The organism is Inquilinus ginsengisoli, assembly GCF_031453975.1.
GTDB lineage: Bacteria > Pseudomonadota > Alphaproteobacteria > DSM-16000 > Inquilinaceae > Inquilinus > Inquilinus ginsengisoli_A.
In genome coordinates, this window is record NZ_JAVDPW010000003.1 from 766,796 (window position 1) to 788,834 (window position 22,039).

Annotated in this window: 22 protein-coding genes; 10 read left to right on the forward strand and 12 right to left on the reverse strand. The window is 69.0% G+C overall.

Going from position 1 to position 22,039, the window contains the following annotated elements; all coding sequences use genetic code 11:
* Positions 1-42: 42 nt before the first annotated feature.
* Positions 43-1,095 (reverse strand): LacI family DNA-binding transcriptional regulator, encoded by a 1,053-nt coding sequence (locus E9232_RS11280; RefSeq protein WP_309794031.1) that lies wholly within the window; start codon positions 1,093-1,095, stop codon positions 43-45.
* A gap of 220 nt (positions 1,096-1,315) precedes the next feature.
* On the opposite strand from E9232_RS11280, the gene E9232_RS11285 reads away from it, so the two are divergent.
* From E9232_RS11285 to E9232_RS11315, 7 genes are all read left to right on the forward strand, one after another.
* Entirely contained in the window at positions 1,316-2,512 is a 1,197-nt protein-coding gene (locus E9232_RS11285) for an ABC transporter substrate-binding protein (RefSeq protein WP_309794032.1), read from the forward strand.
* A gap of 58 nt (positions 2,513-2,570) precedes the next feature.
* A complete protein-coding gene (locus tag E9232_RS11290; protein WP_309794033.1) occupies positions 2,571-3,446 on the forward strand; it encodes a carbohydrate ABC transporter permease in 876 nt (291 codons plus the stop codon).
* Positions 3,443-4,351 (forward strand): carbohydrate ABC transporter permease, encoded by a 909-nt coding sequence (locus tag E9232_RS11295; protein WP_309794034.1) that lies wholly within the window; start codon positions 3,443-3,445, stop codon positions 4,349-4,351. Before E9232_RS11290 ends, E9232_RS11295 begins: the two co-directional genes overlap by 4 nt.
* 5 nt (positions 4,352-4,356) lie before the next feature.
* Positions 4,357-5,442 carry an ABC transporter ATP-binding protein gene (locus tag E9232_RS11300; RefSeq protein WP_309794035.1) on the forward strand — a complete coding sequence of 362 codons (1,086 nt, stop codon included), beginning with the start codon at positions 4,357-4,359 and terminating at the stop codon, positions 5,440-5,442.
* Between the two features lie 26 nt (positions 5,443-5,468).
* Positions 5,469-6,236, forward strand: a complete 768-nt coding sequence (locus tag E9232_RS11305; RefSeq protein ID WP_309794036.1) for a sugar phosphate isomerase/epimerase family protein — start codon at positions 5,469-5,471, stop codon at positions 6,234-6,236.
* 25 nt (positions 6,237-6,261) lie between these two features.
* Positions 6,262-7,413, forward strand: a complete 1,152-nt coding sequence (locus tag E9232_RS11310) for a Gfo/Idh/MocA family protein (RefSeq protein WP_309794037.1) — start codon at positions 6,262-6,264, stop codon at positions 7,411-7,413.
* 180 nt (positions 7,414-7,593) lie between these two features.
* On the forward strand, positions 7,594-8,994 hold the full coding sequence (locus E9232_RS11315) for an FAD-binding oxidoreductase (RefSeq protein WP_309794038.1): 1,401 nt from the start codon (positions 7,594-7,596) through the stop codon (positions 8,992-8,994).
* Positions 8,995-9,184: 190 nt separating this feature from the next.
* Here the strand turns inward: E9232_RS11315 and E9232_RS11320 are convergent, their stop codons facing one another.
* The 4 genes from E9232_RS11320 to E9232_RS11335 form a co-directional block, all read right to left on the reverse strand.
* Positions 9,185-9,511 (reverse strand): NIPSNAP family protein, encoded by a 327-nt coding sequence (locus E9232_RS11320; RefSeq protein WP_088157077.1) that lies wholly within the window; start codon positions 9,509-9,511, stop codon positions 9,185-9,187.
* Positions 9,512-9,596: 85 nt separating this feature from the next.
* Positions 9,597-11,012 (reverse strand): ribosome biogenesis GTPase Der, encoded by a 1,416-nt coding sequence (gene der / locus E9232_RS11325; protein WP_309794039.1) that lies wholly within the window; start codon positions 11,010-11,012, stop codon positions 9,597-9,599.
* A gap of 16 nt (positions 11,013-11,028) precedes the next feature.
* On the reverse strand, positions 11,029-12,354 hold the full coding sequence (locus E9232_RS11330) for an outer membrane protein assembly factor BamB family protein (RefSeq protein ID WP_309794040.1): 1,326 nt from the start codon (positions 12,352-12,354) through the stop codon (positions 11,029-11,031).
* A gap of 11 nt (positions 12,355-12,365) precedes the next feature.
* Entirely contained in the window at positions 12,366-13,007 is a 642-nt protein-coding gene (locus E9232_RS11335) for a tetratricopeptide repeat protein (RefSeq protein WP_309794041.1), read from the reverse strand.
* A 206-nt stretch (positions 13,008-13,213) separates the two neighbouring features.
* On the opposite strand from E9232_RS11335, the gene E9232_RS11340 reads away from it, so the two are divergent.
* Both E9232_RS11340 and E9232_RS11345 read left to right on the forward strand, forming a co-directional pair.
* On the forward strand, positions 13,214-13,546 hold the full coding sequence (locus tag E9232_RS11340; protein ID WP_309794042.1) for a DUF2794 domain-containing protein: 333 nt from the start codon (positions 13,214-13,216) through the stop codon (positions 13,544-13,546).
* A 32-nt stretch (positions 13,547-13,578) separates the two neighbouring features.
* Complete coding sequence (locus tag E9232_RS11345) at positions 13,579-14,346, forward strand: SDR family NAD(P)-dependent oxidoreductase (RefSeq protein WP_309794043.1); 768 nt, start codon at positions 13,579-13,581, stop codon at positions 14,344-14,346.
* Positions 14,347-14,571: 225 nt separating this feature from the next.
* Here E9232_RS11345 and E9232_RS11350 read toward each other — a convergent pair whose 3' ends face one another.
* From E9232_RS11350 to E9232_RS11380, 7 genes are read right to left on the reverse strand one after another with little or no spacing between them, the layout of a single operon-like run.
* Entirely contained in the window at positions 14,572-15,330 is a 759-nt protein-coding gene (locus E9232_RS11350) for an SDR family NAD(P)-dependent oxidoreductase (protein WP_309794044.1), read from the reverse strand.
* A 23-nt stretch (positions 15,331-15,353) separates the two neighbouring features.
* Positions 15,354-16,010, reverse strand: a complete 657-nt coding sequence (locus E9232_RS11355; RefSeq protein WP_309794045.1) for a helix-turn-helix domain-containing protein — start codon at positions 16,008-16,010, stop codon at positions 15,354-15,356.
* Between the two features lie 50 nt (positions 16,011-16,060).
* On the reverse strand, positions 16,061-16,858 hold the full coding sequence (locus E9232_RS11360) for an ABC transporter permease (protein WP_309794047.1): 798 nt from the start codon (positions 16,856-16,858) through the stop codon (positions 16,061-16,063).
* The gene (locus E9232_RS11365) at positions 16,855-17,757 is read right to left on the reverse strand and encodes an ABC transporter permease (RefSeq protein ID WP_309794048.1); all 903 of its coding nucleotides are present in this window, start codon (positions 17,755-17,757) and stop codon (positions 16,855-16,857) included. Before E9232_RS11365 ends, E9232_RS11360 begins: the two co-directional genes overlap by 4 nt.
* Positions 17,758-17,765: 8 nt before the next feature.
* Positions 17,766-18,818 (reverse strand): ABC transporter ATP-binding protein, encoded by a 1,053-nt coding sequence (locus E9232_RS11370; protein ID WP_309794049.1) that lies wholly within the window; start codon positions 18,816-18,818, stop codon positions 17,766-17,768.
* A gap of 32 nt (positions 18,819-18,850) precedes the next feature.
* On the reverse strand, positions 18,851-19,888 hold the full coding sequence (locus tag E9232_RS11375; RefSeq protein ID WP_309794051.1) for an ABC transporter substrate-binding protein: 1,038 nt from the start codon (positions 19,886-19,888) through the stop codon (positions 18,851-18,853).
* Positions 19,889-19,925: 37 nt separating this feature from the next.
* Entirely contained in the window at positions 19,926-20,870 is a 945-nt protein-coding gene (locus E9232_RS11380; protein WP_309794053.1) for an aminotransferase class IV, read from the reverse strand.
* Positions 20,871-21,024: 154 nt separating this feature from the next.
* On the opposite strand from E9232_RS11380, the gene E9232_RS11385 reads away from it, so the two are divergent.
* Complete coding sequence (locus E9232_RS11385; protein WP_309794054.1) at positions 21,025-22,011, forward strand: aldo/keto reductase; 987 nt, start codon at positions 21,025-21,027, stop codon at positions 22,009-22,011.
* Positions 22,012-22,039: the final 28 nt, after the last annotated feature.

The following is a 22,039-nucleotide window of genomic DNA, read 5'->3' on the forward strand; positions in this document are numbered from 1 at the left end:
CGTTATTGCGTTCCGGCAGCTAAGGCCGAGAACGCGGCGGCGTCAATATGAAAGGAGGGGAGGGGGCGGCGCCAAGACCCCAGCGCTGCTCCGCCGCTCGATCAGCGCGAAGGGCAGGGTGATGTCGCCGCCGGTGCCGGGTTCGCCGGCGATGCGGCGGCCCAGCAGGGCGGCGGCCTCGGCCCCCATGCGGCGGCGCGGCTGGCGGATGGTGGTCAGCGGCGGCTCGTAGGTGCCGGCGAACTGGATGTCGTCGAAGCCGACCACCGCCATGTCCCGCGGGGCGTCGCGCCCGGCGGCTCGCAGCGCCCGGATGGTGCCGATCGCCATCTCGTCGTTGCTGCAGAACACCGCCGTGGGCGGGTCGGCCAGGGCCAGCAGCGCCGCCATCGCCGACTCGCCGCTCGGGATGGTGAAGTCGCCGCTGCGGATCAGCGCCGGATCCTCGGCCAGGCCCGCCGTCCGCAGCCCGGCGCGATAGCCGGCCAGGCGCTGTCCGGTCAGGATGTTGGCGGCGGGGCCGGCGACATGGGCGATGCGGCGGTGCCCTCGCCCGGCCAGATGCGCCACCGCCGCGGCCGCGGCGCCGGCATTGTCGATGCCGACCACCGGCAGGACGCCGCCGGGAATCGCCTCCGACACCGCCACGATCCGGCCGTGGTGCCGGCGGTCGCGCTGCAGGCAGGGCGGCAGCCGGCCGTTCAGCAGGATCATGCCGTCGACCGCGCCGGTCAGCAGCTGCACGGCGTGCCGGTCCTCGCGCGCCGGATCCTTGGCGGTGTTGCCGACCAGCATGCTGAAGCCCAGGGCCGCCGCGGCCTCCTCGATCCCCAGCAGCACCTCGGAGAAGAACGGGTTGCCGATGTCGGGCACCAGCACCAGGATCTGGCGCGCCTCCTGCCGCCGCAGGCCGCGCGCCAGCGGGTTCACGGCATAGCCGGTCTGGCGCACCGCCGCCTCGACCCGCTCGCGGGTCTCCGCCGTCACCCGGGGGGAATCGGCCAGCGCCCGGCTCACTGTCGCCACCGAAACCCCGGCCAGCCGGGCGATGTCGACCATCTTGGTGCGGCCGCGATCCTTCGCAGGTCTGGGCAATATTCACTCCCGGATTCGACGGTTGACGGCTCAATGTAATCGATTGTACGATCCGGTCAAAATACGGATTGCGCTGCTGCGCAAGTGTTCATCGGTCGTTATAGGCCGGTGATGGGTCCGATGAGCCAAGGCTCGAATAAAGCGAGGGAGGAACCCTATGCGTTTTCCCCAGAAGCTCCTGTTGTCTGCGGCTTTTTGCAGTGCAATAGCGGGGCCGGGAGTGATTGGGTCTGGTGCGGCTTCGGCCCAGACCGTGGATGTGATCCACTGGTGGACCAGCGGCAGTGAATCCAAGGCGATCGGCGTGTTCGCCGAGGAGTTCAAGAAGCGCGGCGGCACCTGGATCGACAGCGCCGTGGTCGGCGGCACCGCGGCGCGGCAGGCGGCGATGAACCGGATCGCCGGCGGCGACGCGCCGGGTGCCATCCAGTGGAACATCGGCGTCGCCGTCACCAACCTGGCGAAGGAAGGGCTGCTGGCCGATCTCGACGACCTCGCGGCCGCCGGCAAGTGGCAGGAGAAGCTGCCGCCGCTGATCGTCAAGAACGCCTCCTATGACGGCCACTTTTACGCCGTGCCGACCGATATCCACGGCGACAACTGGCTGTGGTACTCGACCAAGATCTTCCAGGAGGTGGGCGCCGAGCCACCGAAGACCTGGGACGAGTTCTTCCTCCTCGCCGACAAGATCAAGGCCAAGGGCTACGTCGCGCTCGGCGTCGGCGGCGAGCCGTGGCAGGAGGCGCTGCTGTTCCGCTCCGTCCTGATCGGCGCCGGCGGCAAGGAGATCTACCGCAAGGTCTATGTCGACCACGACGCCGCGGCCGCGGGCGGGCCGGAGATGGTCAAGGCCTTCGAGACCTTCGGCAAGCTGCGAGCCTATGTCGACCAGGGCAGCGCCGGCCGGAAGTGGAACGACACCACCACCATGGTCGCCACCAACAAGGCGGCGATGCAGATCATGGGCGACTGGGCCAAGGGCGAGTTCGCCGCCGCCGGCCTGGCCCCGGGCAAGGAGTTCGGCTGCGCCCGGCCGCCGGGCAACCAGGACGCCTATGTCCTGACCGTCGACGTCTTCGCCTTCCCGAAGCTGGACGATGCCGAGAAGACCAAGGCCCAGAAGCTGCTGGCTGAGGTGATGATGGACCCGGCCACCCAGGTCGCCTTCAACAAGTTCAAGGGCGCCCTGCCGCCGCGGACGGATGCCGATGTCGGCACCCTCGACATCTGCTCGCAGGAAGGCCAGAAGGTGATGTCCAAGGTCGAGAACCAGCTGCCGAACACGGCGCTGGCCTTCAGCAACGACGTCGAAGGCCAGTTGCAGGACCTGATCACCCAGTTCTGGACCAGCCCGGAGATGAAGCCGGAGGACGCGGCCAAGCAGTTCTCCGAGATCGTCGCCAACGCCGACATCTGACCGACCACCTCAACCGGACCGTTCCGCCGCCGTGGCGGGGCGGTCCCCGGGAGGGATCATGGCTGCGCTCCGCATCCGATACCTGACGGCCAAGGCCGTGGTCGCGCCGACCGTGCTGGTCATGGCCACGTGCTTCTACGGCGCCATCCTCTGGACCATCTACATCTCCTTCACCCGGTCCAGCCTGGTGCCGAACTATGATTTCGCCGGCGTCGCCCAGTACGTCCGGCTGTTTAGCACCGCGCGCTGGTATACCGCCTTCGGCAACATGTTCGTGTTCGGCGGGCTGTTCATCGCCCTGGCCCTGGTGCTGGGCACGCTGCTGGCGGTGCTGATCGACCAGAAGGTGAAGGGGGAAGGGGTGTTCCGCACCATCTTCCTGTATCCGCTGTCGATGTCCTTCATCGTCACCGGCCTGGCCTGGCAGTGGTTCCTGAACCCGGCCATGGGGCTGCAGGACTTCGTCCGCGGCCTGGGCTGGGAAAGCTTCGCCTTCGACTGGATCGTCGACCGCGACCGAGCCATCTACACCCTGGTGCTGGCTGCGGTCTGGCACTCCTCCGGCCTCATCATGGCGATCATGCTGGCCGGGCTGCGCGGCATCGACGGCGAGATCTGGCGCGCCACCCGGATCGACGGCATCCCGCGCTGGCGCACCTATGTCTCGGTGGTGCTGCCGATGCTGCGGCCGCTGATCGTCACCTGCGTGGTGCTGCTGTCGATCGCGGTGGTCAAGAGCTACGACCTGGTCGTCGCCATGACCCGGGGCGGCCCGGGCAACGCCACCGACATGCCGGCCAAGTTCGTGGTCGACCTGACCTTCGAGCGGGCCAATATCGGCCTGGCCTCGGCCGGCGCCGTGGTCATGCTGGTCGCCGTCCTGGCGGCGCTGGCGCCCTATCTCTACATCGAGCTGTCACGGAGGAACCGATGACCGACGCCGTCGCCGGCGCGATTCCCCGCGCCGCCCGCCGCCCCGGGCGCGGCCAGTCCGTCACCGCCGGCCGGGCCGGGCTCTACGCCGTGCTGGTCCTGGCCGCGCTGTTCTTCGCCATCCCGCTGCTGATCGTGCTGTCGACCTCGCTGAAGCCGATGGACGAGATCCGCGAGGGCTCGATCTTCGCCCTGCCGATGGCGCCGACCCTGGAGCCCTGGGCCAAGGCCTGGCTGTCGGCCTGCACCGGCCTGTTCTGCGACGGACTGCATGTCGGCTTCTGGAACTCGATCCGCATCCTGGTCCCGAGCGTGATCCTGTCGGTGCTGGCCGGGGCGCTGAACGGTTATGCCCTGGCGCAGTGGCGCTTCCGCCATGCCGACAAGATCCTGACCGCGCTGATGCTGGGCGCCTTCATCCCCTACCAGGTGATCCTGTACCCGCTGGTCAAGATCTTCTCCAACATGGGCCTCTACGGCACCCTGCCCGGCATCGTGCTGATCCACGTCATCTTCGGCCTGCCGACGCTGACCCTGATCTTCCGCAACTTCTACGCCGGCCTGCCGGAGGAACTGGTGAAGGCGGCGCGGGTCGACGGCGCCGGCTTCTTCCGCATCTTCCTCCAGATCATGCTGCCGATGTCGGTCAACATCCTCATGGTCGCCCTGATCCTGCAGGTCACCGGCATCTGGAACGACTACCTGCTGGGCTACATCTTCGCCGGCCGCGACAACCTGCCGATGACGGTCCAGCTCAACAACATCGTCAACACCACCACCGGCACGATCGAGTACAACGTCAACATGGCGGCCACGGTGCTGACCGCGCTGCCGCCGCTGCTCGTCTACTTCCTCTCCGGCCGGTATTTCGTCCGCGGCATCGCCTCGGGCGCCGTGAAGGGGTAACGCACATGTCCACCGGCATCCAGATCCGCAGCCTGAACAAGTCCTACGGCGCGCTGCACGTGCTGCGCGAGATCGACATCGAGGTCGATCCCGGCGCCTTCACCGTGCTGCTGGGCCCGTCCGGCTGCGGCAAGTCCACCCTGCTGAACGCCATCGCCGGCCTCGACGACGTCGATTCCGGCGAGATCGTGATTGGCGGCGTCGACGTCACCGACACCGAACCCAGCGCCCGCGGCCTGGCGATGGTGTTCCAGTCCTACGCGCTGTACCCGACCATGACGGTGCGCCGGAACCTGTCCTTCGGCCTGCGCGTCAACCGCACCCCGCAGGCGGAGGTGGAGAAGCGCGTCGCCTGGGCGGCCGACCTGCTGCAGATCCGCGAGCTGCTGGACCGCAAGCCGGGCCAGCTGTCCGGCGGCCAGCGCCAGCGCGTCGCCATCGGCCGGGCCCTGGTGCGCGACGCCAAGGTGTTCCTGTTCGACGAGCCGCTGTCCAACCTCGACGCCAAGCTGCGCACCGAGATGCGGGTCGAGATCAAGCGCCTGCACCAGGAACTCGGCACCACCATCGTCTACGTCACCCACGACCAGATCGAGGCGATGACGCTGGCGACCCGGATCGCGGTGATGAAGGGCGGGCAGGTCGAGCAGTATGCCGACCCGCAGACCCTGTACGAGAAGCCGGCGACCCTGTTCGTGGCCGGCTTCGTCGGGTCGCCGGCGATGAACTTCCTGCCCGCCACCGTGGTCGGCGGCGGCGGCGTCACCGCCCGGATCGAGGGCCACGACCTGCCGCTCGCCGGCTATCCCTTCCTGGCCGAACCCGCGGCGGGGGACGAGATCGTGCTCGGCTTCCGCCCCGAGGATATCGGCTTGGCCGAGGACGGCGCGCCGGGCGTCACGGTCGACGCCCCGCTGGTCTTCACCGAGCCGATGGGCGCGGACACGCTGGCCTGGTTCGACCTGGCCGGCAAGCGCCTGTCTGTCCGCCTGCCGCCGCAGCGGGCGCGGGCCCTGTCGGGCGGCGCCCGGCTGGCGCTCGACCTGTCCAAGGCCTCCCTGTTCAGCACCCAGACCGAGCGCCGGCTCTAGGGCCGGCTTCAACCCACGAGGAAGCGATGTCCACTCCGGATGTGATCTCCATCCAGCTCTACAGCCTCCGCAACTACGGCGATCTCGACAAGCAACTCGACGCCGTGGCCACCGCCGGCTACCGCCATGTCGAGACGATCCAGTCGCATTTCGACGATGCGGCCGGCACAAGGCGCAAGCTCGACGCCCGCGGCCTGACTGCGTCCTCCGGCCATGTCGGTCTGCCGGCGCTGCGCGAGCGGCTGGACTGGGTGGTCGACGGCGCCAAGGCGGTCGGCCTGACCCAGCTGTTCATGCCGGCGCTGCCGAACGAGGAGCGCAAGGGCGGCGGCGCGCATTGGCACAAGGCCGGGAAGGAGCTGGGCGAATTCGCCGCCAGGCTGGCCGACCGCGGCATCAAGCTGGGCTACCACAACCACCATTGGGAGCTGGAGGCGGCAGAGGATGGCCGCCCGGTGCTGGCGCATTTCTTCGAGGGTGCGAACGGCCACCCGCTGGCCTGGCAGGTCGACGTCGCCTGGCTGGCGCGCGGCGGGGCCAACCCGTCGGAATGGCTGGTGCAGCAGAAGGACCGCGTGATCTCCGCCCATGTGAAGGACATTGCCCCGGCCGGCCAGAAGACCGACGAGGATGGCTGGACCGATGTCGGCACCGGCACACTGGACTGGCCGCGGCTGTGGCGCGAATGCCGCGCGGCCGGCGCGGAGTGGATGGTGGTCGAGCACGACAACCCGAAGCACCCCGACGCCTTCGCCAAGGTCAGCTACGACTTCCTCAAGCACCTGCCGGCCTGACCGACACTCCCCGGAGACTCCATTCATGAACCCCGTCATCCTCGGCATCATCGGCTGCGGCAACATCAGCGATGCCTATTTCAACGGCGCCGCCCGGTCCGGCCTGGTGCGCGTCAAGGCCTGCGCCGACCTGCGGCGCGAGGCCGCCGAAGCCAAGGCCAAGCAGTTCGGCGTCGCTGCGTTCTCGATCGAGCAGCTGCTGGCCGACCCCGAGATCGAGATCGTCATCAACCTGACCGTGCCGCTGGCCCATGCCGCCGTCGGACTGCAGGTGATCGCCGCCGGCAAGCATGTCTATTCCGAGAAGCCGCTGGCCGCGACCCTGGCCGACGCCCGCGCTTTGGCCCAGGCCGCGGCGGCGGCCGGCCTGCGGGTCGGCTGCGCCCCGGACACCTTCCTCGGCGGTGCCCATCAGGCTTGCCGCCGGGTGATCGACGAGGGCCGCATCGGCCAGGTCGTCGGCGGCGCCGCAGCGGTGATCTCGCGCGGCATGGAAAGCTGGCATCCGAACCCGGAATTCTTCTTCAAGCCGGGCGGCGGGCCGATCCTCGACATCGGGCCGTACTACGTCACCCAGCTGATCAATCTGCTGGGGCCGGTGAAGCGGGTGGCGGCGGTCGCCACCAAGGGCTACCCGACCAGAAAGGTCACCAGCGAGCCGCTCAACGGCCAGATCATCCAGGTCGAGGTTCCGACCACGGTGAACGGGGTGCTGGAGTTCGAGAGCGGCGCCAACATCGCCCTGACCGCTTCCTGGGACGTGTGGAAGAACAAGCGCATCCCGTTCGAGATCTACGGCACCGAAGGCTCGCTGCTGGTGCCCGATCCGAACTTCTTCGGCGGCGCGCCGCAGGTCACCGCCCAGGGCGGCGACTGGCAGGATGTCGACATCGCGGCCCATCCCTTCGGCGTGCCGAACCGGCCGACCAAGGACGGCCGGTCGGTGGCGGATTACCGCATCATCGGCGCGCTCGACATGGCGATGGCGATCCGCGAAGGCCGTCCGCACCGCGCCTCGGGCGACCTGGCGCTGCACGCGCTGGAGGTGATGGAGGCGTTCTCGCTCTCCTCGACCGAAGGCCGGCATGTGACGATCGAAAGCGTCTGTCAGCGGCCGGAGCCGGTGCCGCTGGGCACGGATGAGTCGGTGTTCGTGACGGCGCGCAAGGCGGCTTGAGGGGAGAGGGGGCAAGGGTTCATTCCTTGTCCCCGCCTCTTTTTCACGGTCATCCTCGGGCTTGACCCGAGGATCCAGGGGCCACGGAGAGCGGCTCTGGCCGCCCCTGGATGCCACGGTCGAGCCGTGGCATGACAAAGGGGAGCGTGCCATTCTCGGCCGCGACAGACCGAGAGTGCCATGACCGCCCCATCTCCCCTCGATCCCGAATTCCTCGCCCGTCTCGACGCGCTGCTCGGCCCCGCCGGCGTCCAGGAGGCGGCAGCACTGGCCGGGCTCGATCCTGGCTACCACCCGGACAACCTCGCCGCCGGCGTCCAGGCCTCGCCGCGCAGCGTGGCGGAGGTCTCGGGCCTGCTGGCCCTGTGCCACGGCGCCGGCGTCTCCGTGGTGCCGCAGGGCGGCCGCACCGGGCTGGTCGGTGGCGGTGCCACGCATTCCGGGCAGGTCATCCTCAGCACCCGCCGGCTCGACCGCGTGGTCGAGATCGACACCGCCGCCCGGCTGGCGGTGGTCGAGGCCGGGGTGACGCTGCAGCGGCTGCAGGAGGCGGCGGCCGAACACGGCCTGACCCCCGGCATCGACCTCGCCGCCCGGGGCTCCGCCACCATCGGCGGGCTGATCGCCACCAATGCCGGCGGCATCGAAGCGTTCCGCCGCGGCACCATGCGCGACCGGGTGCTGGGCCTGGAATTCGTGCGCGCCGACGGCACCGTCGTCTCCGACCTGGTACGGGTGCTGAAGAACAACACCGGCTACGACCTGAAGGATCTGATCGCCGGGTCCGAGGGCACGCTCGGCATCGTCACCCGCGCCGTGATCCGGCTGGAGCGGCTGGTGCCGCCGGCAGCGACGGCGTTCATCGGCTGCGCCTCGGCCGACTCCGCCCTGGTCGCGGCCGGGCGGCTGCGCGACCGCTTCCCCGGCCGGCTGCGGGCGTTGGAGATCCTGTGGCACGACTACGCCGCGACGGTCGCCCAGGAGCACGGCCAGTCCCTGTCCGGCTTTGGCCTGGACCCGGCGCCGGTCTACCTGCTGACCGAGGCCGAACAGGACCCGGATCTCGACATTGCCACGGCGATGGAGGCGGAGATCGGGGCGCTGTGGGAGGAGGGGGCGGTGACCGGCGCGGCCCTGGCCCAGAACGAACGGCAGCGCGAGCTGTTCTGGCGCATCCGCGACGATTCCGATGCGGTCAGCCGGCCCTGCCCGGATGCCAAGACCTTCGATGTCTCGGTGCCGCTGTCGGCGTTGCCCGCCTATGTCGCGCGCATCCGCGCTGATCTCGCCGCCGCCTTCTCGCCTGACATGCGGGTCTATGTCTTCGGCCACCTCGCCGACGGCAATTTGCACATTATGGTCGGCGACCGGCCGGCAGGATCGATGGGCCGGATCGAGGCGATCCTGTATGACGGCCTCGCCGCCCTCGGCGGCTCCTTCTCGGCCGAACACGGCATCGGGCTGGAAAAGCAGGACGCCTTCCGCCGCTACGGCGACCCGGCCCGGCGGGCGGCGATGGCCGCGATCAAGGCCGCGCTGGACCCGACCGGGATCCTCAATCCGGGGAAGATCCTGTCGTAGGTTCGTGTTGCCTCTCCCGCTTGCGAGACCTTTTCGGAGCTCCCAACCCGTCATCCCCGCGAAAGCGGGGATCTCGCTATGCTTTGACCACAAAGAGATTCCCGCTTTCGCGGGAATGACGGCAAAGGGATGGGTCGGTGTTCTGAAAAGGTCCCGTTTACGGGAAAGGCAACGCAGAAGGGCCGGCGGCCTACTTGACCTTGGAGAAGGCGGTCGGCTTCAGGATGGCGTTGGTGATGTGGGAGACGATCGGGCCATCGCGCTCGGTGCCGGCGCGCTTCTCCAGCCAGTCCGGATCGGTGGCGAAGGCGGTCCATTTCTGTTCCCGCTCGGCCAGCGACTCCCATTCCAGCAGGTAGTACAGGGCCTGGTTGCTCTCGCCGATCTCGACGGTCCAGAAGCCGGCCTGGCGGATGCCGAAGCGCTCCCAGATCTTCAGGGTGATGGTGTCGAAGCGGTTCAGCAGCGCGGGCAGCTTGCCCGGCATGCAGTGATAGACGCGCAGCTCGTGAATCATTCGATTCCTCCTGAAAGGGGATCGAACTCTGGCCCCGCCGTCGCCCGATTGCAATCGTCGGGCATAAACCGGCCAGGCTGCGGCCTCAGTCCTTGTCGGCGTAGGGGTTCTTGGGCTGGCGCAGCACCACCCGGATCGGCACGCCGTTGAGCTTGAAGCTCTCGCGCAGCCCGTTGACGAGATAGCGCAGGTAGCTGTCCGGGAATTCCTCGGCCTGCGACACGAACAGGGCGAAGGTCGGCGGCCGGGCCTTGACCTGGGTGATGTAGCGGATCTTCAGCCGGCGGCCGCGCACCAGCTGCGGCGGATGCGCGTCCAGCATCGCTGGCAGCCAGCGGTTCAGCGGCCCGGTGCGCACCCGGCGGTTCCACACCTTGTGGATGTCCAGCACCGCGTCCATCAGCTTGTCCAGCTTCTGGTTGCGCAGCGCCGACATCGTCACCGTCGGCACGCCGCGCACCTGGGGCATCGAGGTCTGCAGCTTGTCGCTCAGCTGCTGCAGCGCCTTGGCGTGGTCCTCGACCGTGTCCCATTTGTTGATGGCGATGACGAGGGCGCGGCCCTCCTCGATCACATGGCGGGCGATGGTCAGGTCCTGCTTGTCCATGATCGCGCCGGCATCGAGCACCAGGACGCAGACATGGGCCAGCCGGATCGTCTCCAGCGTGTCGCCGACCGACATGAACTCCAGCTTGTCGTCGATCTTGTCGATCCGCGCCTTGCGGCGCAGCCCGGCGGTGTCGACCAGCTTGATCACCTGGCCGCGCCACGACCAGTCGACCATGATCGCGTCGCGGGTGATCCCGGCCTCGGGGCCGGTCAGCACCCGGTTCTCGCGCAAGAGCGCGTTCATCAGGGTCGATTTGCCGACATTCGGCCGGCCGATGATGGCGAGGCGGATCGGGCGGTTGAGCTCGACCTCGGGGTCGACCACGTCGCCTTCGCCTTCCTCTTCCGGCATCACCTGGTCGTCATCGTCGACCAGGGAGTCGTCCTCGCCCGCATCCTCCGGCATCAGCGGCCGCAGCGCGTCGAGCAGGTCGACCAGCCCTTGGCCGTGGGCGGCGGAGATCGCCACCGGCTCGCCCAGGCCCAGGGCCCAGGCCTCGTGCATCCCCGCCTCGGCGGCGCGGCCCTCGCATTTGTTGGCGACCAGGATGACCGGCCGGCCCTGGCGGCGCAGCCAATTGGCGAAATGCGCGTCCAGCGGCGTCACCCCGGCGCGGGCGTCGATCATCATCAGCGCGACGTCGGATTCCTGCAGCGCGATCTCGGTCTGCTGCCGCATCCGCGCCTCGAGGCTGTCGTCGAAGGCCTCCTCCAGCCCGGCGGTGTCGATGACGCGGAAGCTCAAATGCGCCAGCTGCCCGTCGCCGATGCGGCGGTCGCGGGTGACGCCCGGCAGGTCGTCGACCAGCGCGGTGCGCTTGCCCACCAGCCGGTTGAACAGGGTCGACTTGCCGACATTGGGTCGGCCGATGATGGCAATGGTAAAGGGCATCCGGGACTTTATGGGCTCAGCGATAGGCGGTCAGGTAACCGTCCGTCCCCAGTATATACAGGGTTCCGTTGGCGATGACCGGGGCAATCCGCGTCTCCGGGGTCTCGAAGTTTCCGGTGATCTCGCCGGTCTTGGGCGAGATCAGCACGCCCTGGCCGGTCGAACTGGTCAGGATCAGGGTGTCCTTGGCCAGGACCGGGCCGGTCCAGCTGATCGGCCCGGACTTGTCCTCGGGGTCGGTCCAGCGGTCCAGCTCCCGCGTCCAGCGCACCTTGCCGGTGTTGCGCGCCAGGGCCACGACCACGCCGTCGAGGGTGACGAGATAGACCGTGTCGCCCGCGATCCACGGCATCTGGGTGCCGCTGATCGGCTGTTCCCAGACATTGATGCCGGACCGCATGTCGATGCCGACCGCCTGGTTGCCGTGGCTGACCGCGACCACCAGGTCGCCGTCGATCGCCGGCAGGGCGGTGATGTCGGCCAGGCCCGCCAGCGCGCCGGCGGCGCGGGTGCTGCCGCCGCCGACATTGGCCGACCACACCGGCCGGCCGTTCTCGATGCGCAGGCCGAACAGCTCGCCCGAGGAATAGGGGACGACCACCACGCCGTTGTCGACCGCGGCGCTGCCGGCGCCGAGCAGGGCGGAGGATTCAGAGATGCCGGCATGGTTCCAGACCTTGGTGCCGGTCTTGGCGTCCAGCACTTCGGTCTGGTTGTCGATGGTGATGGCGATGACGCGGCCCTGGGTCACGGTCGGCGCGCCGCGCACCGGCCCGGCCAGCTTGGTCCGCCAGATCAGGCCGCCGTTCTTCGGGTCGACCGCGACCGCCTCGCCGAAGCCGGTGGTGACGTAGACCGTGCCGTCGGCATAGGCGGCGCCGCCGCCGATCGGCACGCTGTCCTCCTCGGGATCCGCCACCTGCACCCGCCACTGCGAGCGGCCGGTCTCGGCATCGAAGGAATTCAGCCGGCCGGAGGCATCGGTGACGTAGACATGGCCGTCGGCGATCACCGGCCCGGTCAGCAGGGCCGTGGTGCTGCTGTTGCCGCTGCCGACGCTGCTGCTCCAGATCCGCTGGAACGGGATGTTGAGGGCGAGGTTGCCGTCGACATGGTTGACCGCGCCGCCGGGGTTGCGCCAGTCGGGGTTGGTGCGCACCCCCGGCAGGGCGGCCGGTTGGCCGGCATCGGGCGCGACCTCGAGCCCCTCGGTGCGGCTGAGCACCGAGATCCGTTCGCCCGGAAGGGGCACCTTGTCGTCGCCGCCGAACCAGCCGCAGGCGCTGAGGAACCCGGCAAGCGCGAGGATGGAGATCCGGGGCAGCAGATGGCGTCGCCGCATAGGGAGGTCCCTCAATTGCTCGAAACGCTGAGGAGTTGGTCGGCCCGGCCCCGCACGCCGGGAGGGGCGGCGGGGTCCTTCGACAGGGCACTGAAGATCTCGCGGGCCTTGGCCGAGTCGGCCTGCCGCAAGGCCAGCAGGCCCTGCTGCTCGCGCGCCAGGAAGCGCCAGGGCGAGGTGTCGGCGGCCAGCGGGGCCAGCTCGCCCGCCAGCGTCGCGGGATCGCCGTCGTCCAGCCGGGCCATCACCGCATACAACTTGGCGAGGTCGCGGATCGCCGGGTTGACGCCGCTGTCGCCGGCGATCTGCTGGTACAGGTCGCCCGCTGCGTCGCGCTTGCCGGCATCGAGATCGGCGCGGGCTTCCAGCAGCCGCGCCAGCGCGGCGTGGTCGGCGTTGCTATCGGCGGCGACGGCGGCATAGGCCGCCACGGCGTTCTTCGGGTCGGCGACGGCCTGCGCCTGGGCCTGCACCAGGGCCCGGGTCTGGGATTCCGCCTGGCTCTGGCTATAGCTGCGCCAGCCGACATAGGCGCCGGTCGCGGCCACCACGGCCACCGCCCCCGCGATGATCAGCGTGCCGTAGCGGCTCCAGATCGCCTTGACGCGATCTTCGCGCAGGGCTTCGTCGACTTCGCGGAAGATATCGGTCATCGATTGGTTCCGAACAGGGCACGGCCTCGGCCAGGCGTCTCGCCGAGCCGCCTTACCTAGACGATTGATCCCTGGAAGACAATCGAACGGTGTGGCAACGGTATGGCGGCGAGGGGTGCGTCGACGCGACCGGCTGGACGCGCGGCCGGATTTGTCCAACACTTGGCCGACCGACTCACCCATGTCGAGGCATGGCTTCCGGCGGCATGTCGAAGGTTCTCGATCTCACCCAGCAGCGGCGGCGTCGCGGCCGCGTCTACTTCAACCGCAGCGAGCTGGCCCAGCTCCTCGGCCTCTATTTCGACCGCGTCGCCTCGGGCGAATGGCGCGACTACGCGATCGACCACGGGGTCGGCATCGCCGTGTTCAGCGTGTTCCGGCACAGCCAGGACAAGCCGCTGTACGGAATCGCCAAGGTGATGGAGGCGCAGGAGCCGGAATACTGCGTCTATGAGGGCCGGCATCGGGTCCGCCGCGGCCGGACCCTGGCCGATGTGCTCGACCTGTTCGAGCGGCGGCTGAAGCTGGTCCGCGACTGACCGCGCCCCTTTTTCCTTTCCAGGCAGATCCCATGACCGAGACCACGCTCTATTCCAGCCTGCAGGACCGTGCGGTGCTGATCACCGGCGGCGGCTCCGGCATCGGCGCGGCGCTGGTCGAGCATTTCGCCCGTCAATACAGCCGGGTGGTGTTCTGCGACATCGACATGGATTCGTCCCGGGCGTTGGTCGAACTGCTGAAAGAGGACGGGCTGGCGGCACCGACCTTCCTGCCCTGCGACCTGCGCGATATCGATGCGCTGCGCGCGATGGTGCGGGCGGCGGAGGCGGCGGTTGGCCCGATCCGGGTGCTGGTCAACAACGCCGGCCACGACCAGCGCCACAGCATCGACGAGGTGACGCCGGACTATTGGGACGAGCGGCTGGCGGTCAACCTGAAGCACCAGTTCTTCACGGTCCAGGCGGTGCGGGCGGCGATGCGCGACGCCGGCGGCGGCTCGGTGATCAATTTCGGCTCGATCTCGTGGCGGGCCGGGATGGGCGGGATGCCGGCCTACACCACCGCCAAGGCGGCGATCGAGGGCCTGACCCGCAGCCTGGCGCGCGATTTGGGGGCCGAGGGCATCCGAGTCAATTGCGTGCTGCCCGGCGCGGTGAAGACCGAACGGCAGGTCAAGCTCTGGTACACGCCCGAATACATCCAGAAGGTCATGGATGCGCAGTGCATCAAGGCCTTCGTCGAGCCGATCGACATCGCCCGCATGGTCGCCTTCCTGGCCTCGGACGACGCCCGCATGTGCACGAGCCAGACCTATGTGGTGGACGGGGGGTGGATTTAACGGAGCGGCTGCGTGAGATCGCGAGTCCGGTATTTTTTTGTCATTGCCCGGCTTGACCGGGCAATCCAGGGCCATCGAGAACTGCTCTTGCCGCCCCTGGATGCCACGGTCAAGCCGTGGCATGACAGCTAAATAAACTGTGTCCCCTCAACACTTCTCTCACTGATTGTCCTGGCCAGAACTCGCCCGTATTGAGCCGCCGAATGGTGTCGTCATCGCGGAGCCTCACGCCTGCGACGAATACCCTCCATCCACCGGGATTGCGGCGCCGGTGACGAAGTCAGAGGCGCGGCTCGACAGGTAGACCGCGGTGCCGGCCAGGTCGTCGGGCACGCCCCAGCGGCCGGCGGGGGTGCGGGCCAGCACCCGCTCGTTCAGCCCGGGCACCTGGACGCGGCCCTGTTGCGTCAGCTCCGTGTCGATCCAGCCGGGCAGGATGGCGTTGACCTGGATGCCGTGCTCGGCCCAGGCGGTGGCGCAGGCCTTGGTGAACTGCACCACGCCGCCCTTGCTGGCGCTGTAGGGCGCGGCGAAGGAGGCGCCGAAGATCGAGGTCATCGACCCGATGTTGACGATCTTGCCGGCGCGCTGGCACTGCAGGGTGGGGAACACCGCCATCGAGGCCAGGAAGGTGCTGGTCAGGTTGGCGTCGATCAGCGCCCGCCACTCCTCCAGCGAATAGTCCTGCGGCGGCTTGCGCCAGTTGGTGCCGGCGTTGTTGACCAGGATGTCGATGCGGCCATGGCGCTGCAGCGCCGCCTCGGCGAAGCCCCGGCAATCCGCCTCGACGGTCACGTCGGCGATCGCCGCCGAGGCGGTGGCGCCGGTGGCCGCCAGTTCCGCCACCGCCCGCTCGGTCTTCGCGGCGTCCCGGCCGACCAGCATCAGCGCCGCGCCGGCCGAGGCCAGGCCGCGGGCGATGCCCAGGCCGATTCCGCCGTTGCCGCCGGTGACGATGGCGACTTTCCCCGAGAGGTCGAACATGAGTCCTGCTGCTCCTGAAACCGTCATGGGCCTGCGGGCGCGCCCGCCTGCTCCTCGAGGATGCGTTGCTTGATGATCTCGCGCAGGGTCTGCGCCAGGTTCGGGGTGGCGCTCGAGCACATCACCATGATCACGCATGGGGCATCGCCGACCGAGAGGTAGCCGTGCTTCATAGTGCTGTCGAGATAGACGCTGTCGCCGGGTTCCAGTTCGATCGGCTCGTAATAGTCGCTGTAGAGGCGCATCCGCCCCTGCAGCACCTCCACGAACTCCTCGCCGACATGCGAGCTCAGGCCCCCCATCTGCTCGGGCTCGGTGGCGCGCACCTCGATGCGGATCGGGATGATCCGCTTGTGGGCGACGTCGGAGCACAGATAGGTGTAGCTGTAGAATTCGGTGTCCAGCCGCTGGCCCTCATGCTGGCGGCTGACGCTGCGCCGGGCCACCACCACGGGCGGGCTGCTGGCCTCGCCGGGCGAGAACAGGTCAGCGATCTCCACGCCCAGGCCGCGGGCCAGCTGCAGGATCTTGTCGTAGGTCGGCGACAGCAGGCCGTTCTCGATCTTCGACAGGGTCGAGGCGGCGATGCCGGTCATCCCAGCCACCTCGGCCAGGGTCCAGCCGTGATGGGCGCGGCGTTCGCGCAGCAGGCGGCCGAGCGGCGGCAGGTCGTCGGTCATGGCGCGGCCTCGATCATCCGGTGGAGAATCCCTCCAGGGTTCCTGGCGGCTCATCGGCGGGCCGCCATGCTGTCCTTCAACGATAGCGCGCCCAGCACCGCAAGCGACATCGTCGCCAGCAGCACCAGCGACACCAGGGCGTTGACCTCGGGGGTGAAGCCCACCCGCATCATCGCCCACAGCCGGATCGGCAGGGTGGCGTCGCCGCCGACCAGGAAGAAGGTCACCAAAGTCTCGTCGAAGGACAACGTGAAGGCCAGCAGCGCGCCGGTGACGATGGCCGAGCGCAGCTGCGGCAGCACCACGAACAGGAAGGTCTGCAGCCCGGTGGCGCCGAGGTCGAGCGACGCCTCGATCTGGCTGGCCTCCAGGCTGTCCAGCCGCACCGTGACCATGCGGTAGATGATCGCCAGCACCAGCACCGTGTGGCCGATGGTGACGGTGATCAGGCTGCGCTCGATGCCCAGCTCGCGGAATGCCACCAAGAGCGAGATGCCGGTGATGATGCCGGGCAGCACGAAGGGCAGGAAGATCACGAACTCGACGTAGGGCCGGCCGCGCCGGGTCCCGGTCTTCATGTACCAGGCCAGGCCGAGGGCCAGGACCAGCGCCATCAGCACCGCCGCGGCGGCGACCAGCAGGGTGTGGCCCAGCGCCGCCAGCATCCCCGGGTTGTCGGTCAGCCCGGCATACCAGTGCAGGCTGAAGCTGGACCAGTCGATCGACTGGCCCTTGAGGTCGAAGAACGAGCTCAGCACCACCGCCAGCGCCGGCCCGTACAGCACGGCGAAGACCAGGGCGGCCACCAGCCACAGGGCGGCGATGGCGATCCGTTCCGGCGCGGTCATTTCACCCTCGCACGGCGGGACACGAGCGCGGCGGCGCCGATGATGGCGACCACGGCCAGCAGCAGCACCACGGCCAGCGCGGCGCCGAACGGCCAGTTGAAGGCCATGCCGAACTGGCTCCAGATCGCGCGGCCGAAGGTGAAGCCCTGGTTGCCGCCGACCATCTGCGGCGTCAGGAAGTCGCCCAGCGCCAGCACCATCACGAACAGCCCGCCGACGATCGATCCCGGCAGGCTCAGCGGCAGGACCACGGTCAGGAAGGTCTGGCCCGGCCGGGCGCCGAGATCGGCGGAGGCTGCGGCCAGCGATGGCGGGATCCGCTCCAGCGACAAGAAGATCGGCAGGATGGCGTAGGGCAGGTAGATCACCGCCATGGTGATCATCACCGCGGTCTGGTTGAACAGGAACAGCTTGCTCGGCGCGTCGAGGATGCCGGTCGTCACCAGGGCCCAGTTGAGGAAGCCGTTGTAGCCCAGGATGCCGCGCATCGCGTAGATCTTGACGATGTAGTTCATCGCCAGCGGGATCACGCTGAACAGCAGCATGAAGTAGCGGATCCGGCCCTCCAGCCGCCAGATCAGATAGGCGATGATGTAGCCGAAGACGAGGCCGACCGCGGCGACGATGCCGGCCAGTTGCAGGGTGCCGAGGAAGACCCTGATATAGCTCGGCTGCGCCAGGAAGGCGGCGTAGTTGCCCAGGGTGAATTCATGCTCGACCTGGCCGTCGGCCATCGACCAGAAGCTGGTGGTCAGGAAGGCGACCAGCGGCGCCAGGATCAGCAGCGCCGGCAGGCCGTAGACCGCCAGCCGCGGCAGCCAGCGACCCAGGGTACGAACGGTGGGCGAGGTGGCGCGCAGCGGGTCGTGGCGGCCCGAGGCGGGAAGGGCGTCGGCCATGGCCATCCTCACGCGCCCAGCACGCTGACATCGGCGTCGGACCAGAACACCGAGATCGGGTCGCCGACATCGGCGCGGCCGTCGAACTCCGGCGTCGGCAGGCGGATCTTGACGCTGTGCGCCTGATCGCCACCGAGGCGCACCACGATCTGGGTGGTGGCGCCCAGGAAGGTCAGGCTCTCCACCGCGCCGGTCGCCGACCGCCGTTCCGCGCCGGGTCGCAGGCTCAGGCTCTCCGGCCGGATGGCGACGGCGGTCGGGCGACCGGTCGCCGCCAGCACGTGCCGGCCCAGCGGGCTGTCGACCGCCGATCTGCCGGCGGCCTGGGCCGGCAGCAGGTTGTTCTCGCCGAAGAACCTGGCGACGAACTCGCTGCGCGGCCGGTAGTAGATCTCCTTCGGCGTGCCGACCTGCTCGACCCTGCCATGGTCCATGACCACGATGCGATCGGACATGGCGATCGCCTCCTCCTGGTCATGGGTGATGAAGACGAAGGTGGTGCGGATGCGGCGCTGCAGGTCCTTCAGGAACTCCTGCATCGACCGGCGCAGCCCCGCATCCAGCGCCGCCAGGGGCTCGTCCAGCAGCACCACGCGCGGCTCGCAGATGATGGCGCGGGCCAGCGCCACGCGCTGGCGCTGGCCGCCGCTCAGCTCGCCGGGATGGCGGCCGGCCTTGTCGGCCAGGCCGACCACCGCCAGCGCCTCGGCCACCCGCCGGTCCACCTCCGCCTTCGGCCGGCGCCGCATGCGCAGCCCGTAGCCGACATTGCGGGCCACGGTCATATGCGGGAACAGCGCATAGTCCTGGAACACCGTGTTGAACGGCCGCCGGAAGATCGGCGTGTCGGTGATATCCGTCCCATCAAGCAGTATCCGGCCGGTGCTCGGGGCGGTGAAGCCGCCGAGCATCCGCAGGATCGTGGTCTTGCCCGAGCCGGACGGGCCCAGGATGGTCAGGAACTCACCGTCGCCGATCTCCAGGTCGAAGGGCTGCAGCACGGTGACCGCGCCGTAGGATTTGCCGATGCCGGCAAGGCGGATGAGGCTTCGGAATGTCATGGCGGCCCTCTCTGACGGCCCAGGCGTGACGATCAGTTGGCCGGCGTGGCCTTGATCTCGTTCCACAGGTCGATGCGCTTGGAGAAGCTTTCCGGCGCCTGCAGGAACACCAGCTTGTCGGCATAGGTCAGGCCGATCGCGGCATTCGCCGAGGCGTCGGTGGTGTTGCCGTAGCCGGTCTTCTCGCTGATGTAGGTGCCGACCCGGCTGTCCAGCATCGCGTCGATCCAGGCGTGGGCCAAGGCGGGGTCGCGGGCGCCGGCGCTGATCGCCCAGCAGTCGATCCAGCCGATCGCGCCCTCTTTCGGGATCACCAGCGCGGCGTCGATGCCCTTCTTCTGCAGCTGCGGCACCTGCGGCTCGCCCATCGACATCATCAGGTCGATGCCGCCCTGGGCGAAGATGCTGACGCCGTCGTCGAAGCCTGCATAGTAGGACAGCACGGTGCGCTTCTGGTCGATCAGCTTGGCCTTGATCGCGGCGAACTGGTCGTCGGTCAGGTTGAACGGGTCCTTGTAGCCCAGGGCCAGCGCCGTGGTGACGATGGCGTTGTTGGCGTCGTCCATCGCCAGCACCCGGCCGGCATATTTGTCGTCCCACAGCACCGACCAGCTGTCGGGCGGGGTCGGGAACGCCTTCTTGTCGTAGATCAGCGGGATCGAGCCCCAGGCGAAGGGCACGGCATAGGTCTTGCCGTCGAACACGATGGCCGAGACGTCGCGGAAGGCCGGCAGCAGGTTGGCGGCGTTGGGGATCTTCGACAGGTCTACCGGCTGGACCAGCTTCTCCTGCACCAACCGCTTGTAGGATGAGGTCTCGATGGCGATGACGTCGTAGTCGTCGCCCTTGCTGGCGGTCATCTTGGCGAAGATCTCGTCGACGCTGCCGGTGTAGGTGATCTTCACCGTGGCGCCGGTCTTCTTCTCGAAGGCCTCGACCCAGGGGGCGTCGGCATAGCCCTCCCAGGTCAGGATGCGCAGCTCCTTGTCCGCCGCCAGGGCAGGCAGGGCCGGGAGTGCGCTCAGCGCCGTGAGGATGCCGGCGCCCAGGACGAGGTTGCGTCTGTGCATGATGGTGCCTCCTGTTCGGTTTTTCTTGTGGTCCGCGTCAGATCGCGGCGGCGCCGAGCGGATGGTCGGCGTCGGCGTAGTTCACCGGCGTGCGGTGCCAGCCGGCGGCATGCTTCTCCCAGTACAGGCTCTTCAGCCGGGTGCTGACCGGCCCGGGCCGGTCGTTGGCCATGATGTGGCCGCCGACCCGCGACACCGGCATGACGCCGCCGGCGGTGGTGGTGCAGAACATCTCGTCGGCCTGCAGCAAATCCTCGCGGCGCAGCGGCGCGATCCGGGCGGGCAGGCCGATCTCTTCGCACAGCTCCAGCACCGACCAGCGGGTGATGCCCTCCAGCGAGCCGCGGTCGGGGGTCGACACCACGCCGTCGCGCACGGTGAAGACGTTGAAGCCCGGGCCTTCGGTGACGAAGCCTTCGGCGTCCAGCAGCACCGCGGTGTCGGCGCCCTGGTCATGGGCCTCCAGCAGGCCGCGGGTCAGGTCGCCCCACTGGTAGTTCTTCACCGTCGGGTCGACCGAGGCAGCGCCCACCCGCGGGATCGAGGCGATGTGCAGATGCGCCCCGCGCTCCTGCACCGCCGGCGGGATGACGTCGATCCAGGGGATGGCGTAGGCGACGAAGGCGTTGTCGCAATCGGCCGGCCGGCGCGACCCGAAGACACGGGGCCGGCCGCGGGTGCAGATCATGGCGACATAGGCGTCGCGCAGCCCGGACAGGGCGACGCAGCGCGCCACGATGGTGGCGATCCCCGCCCGGTCATGCGGCGGCGCCAGCCGCATCGCGGCCAGCGACCGTTCGAACCGGTCGAGATGGTCGGCAAGGCGGAAGAAGCCGCCATCCCGCACATGCACCACGTCGTAGGTGACGTCGGACCGGGTGAAGCCCCAGTCCAGCACCGAGATCCTGGCCTCGGAAGCCGGCACATAGGCGCCGCCGACGAAGGCCGCGCCGCCCGAGAAATCCTGTCCGCCCGTCGTCATCGCCGCCCCGCTGCCATCTTTCGATTTCGTGCAGCATGCGCAACGAGTATCTCATTGGCAATGGAAATTTCGTATACGAACTTTCCATTGACTCTTCGGAAATCGGCGTCACAGTCTGCCGACCGATCGCGGCAAGAAGCAGGGAAGCGCACAGATGGTGGCAGCAACGGACACGGCCAGGCTGGGCCCGACAGGGCTGACGGTGACGCGGCTCGGCCTCGGCACGGCGCCGCTCGGCGGGCTCTACGCGCCGGTCGAGGAAGGGCAGGCGGAGGAGACCATCGCCAAGGCCTGGGACCTCGGCCTGCGCTTCTTCGACACCGCGCCGCAATACGGCAACGGACTGTCGGAGCGCCGGCTGGGCCGCTTCCTGGCCGGCAAGCCGCGCGACAGCTACGTGCTGGCGACCAAGGTCGGCCGGCTGCTGCGGGTGCCGGAGCGGGCGGAGGGCGAGGACGCCTACTACAAGGGCACTCCGCCGGAGCGCCCGGTGTTCGATTTCAGCTATGACGGCGTGATGCGGTCGCTGGAGGAAAGCCTGGAGCGGCTGGGCACCGACCGGGTCGACGTGCTGCACATCCACGATCCCGACAGCCACTACGACGACGCCATCGACGGCGCCCACCGGGCCCTCGACAAGCTGCGCGCCGATGGGGTGATCGGCGCGGTCGGCGCCGGCATGAACCAGGCCGAGATGCTGGCCCGCTTCGCCCGCGCCGGCCGGTTCGACTGCTTCCTGCTGGCCGGCCGCTACACGCTGCTGGAGCAGGACTCGCTCGATGATTTCATGCCGCTGTGCGAGGCGCGCGGCATCGGCGTGATCATCGGCGGCGTCTACAACAGCGGCATCCTGGCCAACCCCAATGCCGGGGCGAAGTTCAACTATCAGGACGCCGACCCGGCGCTGATCGTCCGGGCCCAGGCGCTGGACGCGGTGTGCCGGCGCCACGACGTGCCGCTGAAGGCCGCGGCGATCCAGTTCCCGACGGCGCATCCCGCCGTCGCCTCGATCCTGACCGGCGCCCGCACCGCGGCCGAGCTGGTCGAGAACGAGGAGCTGTTCCGCCACCCGATCCCGGCCGACCTGTGGGCCGAGCTGCGCGCCGAAGGCCTGATCGCCCCGGGCGCGCCCACGCCATGAACCACCCCCATCGAGACGAAGGATCGAC